The sequence below is a fragment of the Desulfurellaceae bacterium genome (assembly GCA_021296095.1).
Taxonomy (GTDB): Bacteria; Desulfobacterota; Binatia; order Bin18; family Bin18; genus JAAXHF01.
The window spans coordinates 1-3652 of record JAGWBB010000153.1 but is presented as its reverse complement, the minus strand read 5'-3'; the positions used below and the strand labels follow the sequence as shown (position 1 = coordinate 3652).

General features: G+C 64.4%; 6 protein-coding genes. 4 read left to right on the top strand and 2 right to left on the bottom strand.

The features are described from left to right. Positions 1-67: 67 nt before the first annotated feature. Positions 68-688, bottom strand: coding sequence for an NUDIX domain-containing protein (locus J4F42_21880; protein MCE2488174.1), 621 nt, complete (start codon positions 686-688; stop codon positions 68-70). Between the two features lie 174 nt (positions 689-862). On the opposite strand from J4F42_21880, the gene J4F42_21875 reads away from it, so the two are divergent. Genes J4F42_21875 through J4F42_21865 form a run of 3 tightly spaced genes read left to right on the top strand, consistent with a single transcriptional unit; the run spans position 863 to position 2172 of the window. Next, positions 863-1147, top strand: coding sequence for a heme-binding protein (locus tag J4F42_21875; GenBank protein ID MCE2488173.1), 285 nt, complete (start codon positions 863-865; stop codon positions 1145-1147). Between the two features lie 33 nt (positions 1148-1180). After that, a complete protein-coding gene (locus J4F42_21870; protein ID MCE2488172.1) occupies positions 1181-1282 on the top strand; it encodes a heme-binding protein in 102 nt (33 codons plus the stop codon). Between the two features lie 23 nt (positions 1283-1305). Next, entirely contained in the window at positions 1306-2172 is an 867-nt protein-coding gene (locus tag J4F42_21865; protein ID MCE2488171.1) for an acetamidase/formamidase family protein, read from the top strand. A 53-nt stretch (positions 2173-2225) separates the two neighbouring features. Here the strand turns inward: J4F42_21865 and J4F42_21860 are convergent, their stop codons facing one another. After that, entirely contained in the window at positions 2226-2576 is a 351-nt protein-coding gene (locus tag J4F42_21860; GenBank protein MCE2488170.1) for an EthD domain-containing protein, read from the bottom strand. A 188-nt stretch (positions 2577-2764) separates the two neighbouring features. Here J4F42_21860 and J4F42_21855 point away from each other — a divergent pair. After that, positions 2765-3652 (top strand): amidohydrolase family protein (locus tag J4F42_21855; GenBank protein MCE2488169.1); only part of this gene is annotated, 888 nt, incomplete at its 3' end.

Below are 3652 nucleotides of genomic sequence, written 5' to 3'. Positions count from 1 at the left end.
GCGACACTCAGCTGATCGGCATAGCCCACAATCTCCATTGTTGTCTCCCTCCGAATCGCCGCAGCGGTCAGTGGCCGAGTCCGGGGATGGCCTCCAGATGCGGCAGGGGATGTCCGATGACATCCGAAAAGAGCATCAGCACCCGGTGGGTGATGCCCCACACGACCTGCTGGCGGTAGCCAATCGCCGGGTACCACAGCGACACGTCCCGGGTCGGCAGCTTGAGCGAGGTGGCGTTGTGTTCGTCCCACAGGTGGGCCAGCGGTATCCAGTAGACCTCACTAACCTCTTCGTTGGGGGTAAACGGAGCGAGGCTCGGTCCCAGGTAATACACAAACGGCGCCAGGAACAGCAGCCGGTCTCGGCCGCGCAGCAGGATCGATATTTCGGCCAGCGCGCCGAGCCGCTGGGCGGGCGTCAGGACGAGGCCGACCTCTTCGCGCGTCTCGCGCTCGGCCGTCTCCTGCAGGCTGGCATCCTCGGGCGCGGCCCGGCCACCCGGCAGGGCCATGTCTCCCGACCACGGATCGCCGTCCCGGTCGGCACGGCGGATCACGCACAGGTGCAGGTCGGGTTCGGCACCGGCCAGGATAAGCGCCACCGCGGTACGGTTGCGGTCGAGCCGGGACGGTCCGGCGGCCGGGACGTGCTGAGCCAGGGCGTTTTGGATGGCGCGAATGCGGAACACGGCAAGCCTCCTGTTTCCGGGCGATTATTCTGTTGTTCGGCCGCCTTTGTCAAACCGGCCGCTCCGGTAAACTTGACGCTGGCAGACGAGCGGAGTACGGAAGAGGTGAGCGATGAGTTCTTGCGAATGAGGAGGTCATCATCGTTCACCTTTCACAGCAAAGGAGGGATGCTTATGGCCAACACGTATGCCAGACAGATGCTCTCGTATGAGACCGCAGCCAAGATGGTGGCGGCGGCGGTCGCCAAAGCCGAGGAGCTGGGCTGTAAACAGAATGTGGCGGTGATTGACAGCGGCGGGAATCTCAAGGCCCTGGCCAGTATGGACGGGGCGCTGCTGCTGGGCATTGAGGGCTGCCAACGCAAGGCCTTTACCGCCCTGTTCGGCGTCGGCACCAAAGACCTGTACGGCGTCATCAAGGACGACCTGTCGCTCGTCGTCGGCCTGTCCCACTTCTAGCGGGCGACCCTGGTCGGCGGCGGCCTGCCGATTGTGGTCAACGGCGAAGTCATCGGCGGCATCGGGGTCGGGGGTGGGACGGTTGACGAAGACATCGCCTGCTCCCAGGCCGGGCTGGACGCCATTGCCGACTGATCGTCACAGAAAGGAAACCGGAGATGCAAACCATTGGCAAAGAGCACATTGTGCGCACGTTCGACGCCGACCACCCCGCAGCCGCTAGAGTCAAGCCCGGGGAGGTGTTTGTGATGGAGACCAACGACCGCTTTCGAGACTGGAACGAGGGCGGGGAATGGCCCATGGAGCAGCTGACGGTCATGACCGGGCCGGTCCATATCGAGGGGGTGCAGCCCGGCCAGGTGCTGGCGGTGGAAGTCCTGGACATCAAAGCCGCCCAGGGCTTCGGCTATGTGGTCGCCATTCCGGGCTTCGGCCTGCTCAAGGACCAGGTCGAGTTTCGGAAAAAAGTCGTCCCGATTGAGGGCAACCGCATTCGCTACAACGACAGCCTGAGCCTGCCCTTCATACCCAACATCAGCAAGATCGGACTGGCCCCGGCCGAGGGCTCGCAACCGAGCGGGGCGTGCGGGGATTTTGGCGGTCAGCTGAGCAACAGTCAGCTGGGGATTGGCTCAACGGTCTTTCTGCCGGTGTTTGCCGAGGGCGGGCTGCTGACCATCGAGGACGTGCACGCCAGGATGGGCGACGGCGAAGCCACCGCCTCGGCGGTGGAGATTGCGGCCACAGTGACGCTGCGCTGTCAGATTGCAACGGAGCTGCCGCTCAGCCAGCCGATCGTGATCACCCAGGACGAGGTCCAGACCATGGGCAGCGGCGAGACGGCCGAAGCTGCGGCACGAGCGGCTGTGGACGAACTGGCCCGGCTGCTGGTCGAGCGGACCGATGCCGATATGACCGAGGCGGCGATCCTGGCCAGTGTGGCGGCCGATCTGCGGATCTCGGAGATGGCCGGCAGCCCGTGTCATATCCGGGCGGCCATGAAGCGCGAGATCCTGGGTTTGTAAACTCCGCGCACGGGCGTGGCCGGGTAGGGGCAGGCCCCCGTGCCTGCCCAGCCTCACGAAATCTCAACATCCTCGACGATAAAGACGCGCGAGCTGGCAAAGTCGACAAACTTCAGCTCGTCGGGCCGAATGATTTCGAGATAGCGGGGGTGGCTGAAGGCTTTGCCAATGTCCTCGACGCTGTCGAACCACAGCTCGGCAATGCCGTCGAACGGGGCTTCGTCCTGGGGTGGGAAGCCCGGCACCGGCTCACTCGAGGTGTGGCCCTGGACATAGCGGCGGACATAGGCCCAGAACTCGGGCACGCTGCGGACCAGCGGGCCGTGCTTGTTTTTCCAATAACTCTGAAACTCGGCGGTTGTCATACCGGCTTTGCGACGAGCGCAGGCAACAAATTTGACCATCCGTTTCTCCTTGTCCAGGCTGACGGGCCCATGTCTGACTGCGGAGCTATAGCCGCTGGCTCAGTCGGAGTCAAACGGCGTTCCGGCTACCGGCAGCGCACCTTGCCAAAGCCGGGACCCATACTCTAGGATGGCGGCAGTTCATAGCCAAGTCTATCACCAACTGTTCACCGAAGGAGAGACGCAGCATGTCGAGCAGCCTCGCCGGCGGATACGTGTCAGCCGATGGTCATGTGGTCGAACCGGCCGATCTGTGGACCAGCCGCATGGAGGCCCGCTTTCGCGACCGGGCGCCCCATATCGAAACCCGCAAGTCGATTGACTTCTACGTTGTCGATGGGCTCGATCCGGTCGCCGTCGGCCTTGACGGAGCAGCCCTGGAGAGCAAAATCGCCGGCAAGGTCGAGTCGCCGGTAGCCCGCCACGCGGATACCCGGCCGGGCGCCTCAGACCCCCACCAGCGGCTCAAAGACCAGGACCTGGACCATCTGCGGGCGGAAGTCATCTATCCCGGCCAGTGGAGTCTGATGTTCTACCGCATTGCCGACGCCGCATATCAACGCGCGGCCGTCCGGGTGTACAACGACTGGCTCAGCGAGTTCTGTTCCTACGCCCCGCAGCGCCTGCTCGGCGCAGCGATTCTGCCCATGCAGGGCCCCCTGGAATGGGCGGCCGCAGAGGCCGAACGGGCGGCTCGGCTCGGCCTCAAAGCGGTCATGATTCCGGCTGCGGTGCCCGTCAAGCCATACATCCATCCGGACTATGAGTCGCTGTGGGAGCGTTTGGAAGAGATCGGCCTGCCGGCCGTCGCCCACTCGGGCACGGCCGCAGATATCGGCGCCTCAACCGTCGCCAAGGCGCGCAAGAACGGTCCCGGCATGGCCTTCATGGATGAGAAGGCGTTTCAGCCCATGAACGCCCTGACCGAGCTGATCTGGAGCGGCGCTCCGCAGCGCCACCCCGGCCTCAAGTTCATCATCTCCGAGGGCGGAATCGGCTGGATTGCGTGCCTGCTGCGTCTGATGGACCACTGGTGGGAAGATCATCACCGCTGGATGCAGCCCAAGCTCGACGCG

Coding starts and splice junctions, on each gene's coding strand:
- J4F42_21865 (MCE2488171.1), top strand. CDS start 1,306: ATGCAAACCATTGGCAAAGAGCACATTGTGCGCACGTTCGACGCCGAC.
- J4F42_21875 (MCE2488173.1), top strand. CDS start 863: ATGGCCAACACGTATGCCAGACAGATGCTCTCGTATGAGACCGCAGCC.
- J4F42_21860 (MCE2488170.1), bottom strand. CDS start 2,576: ATGGTCAAATTTGTTGCCTGCGCTCGTCGCAAAGCCGGTATGACAACC.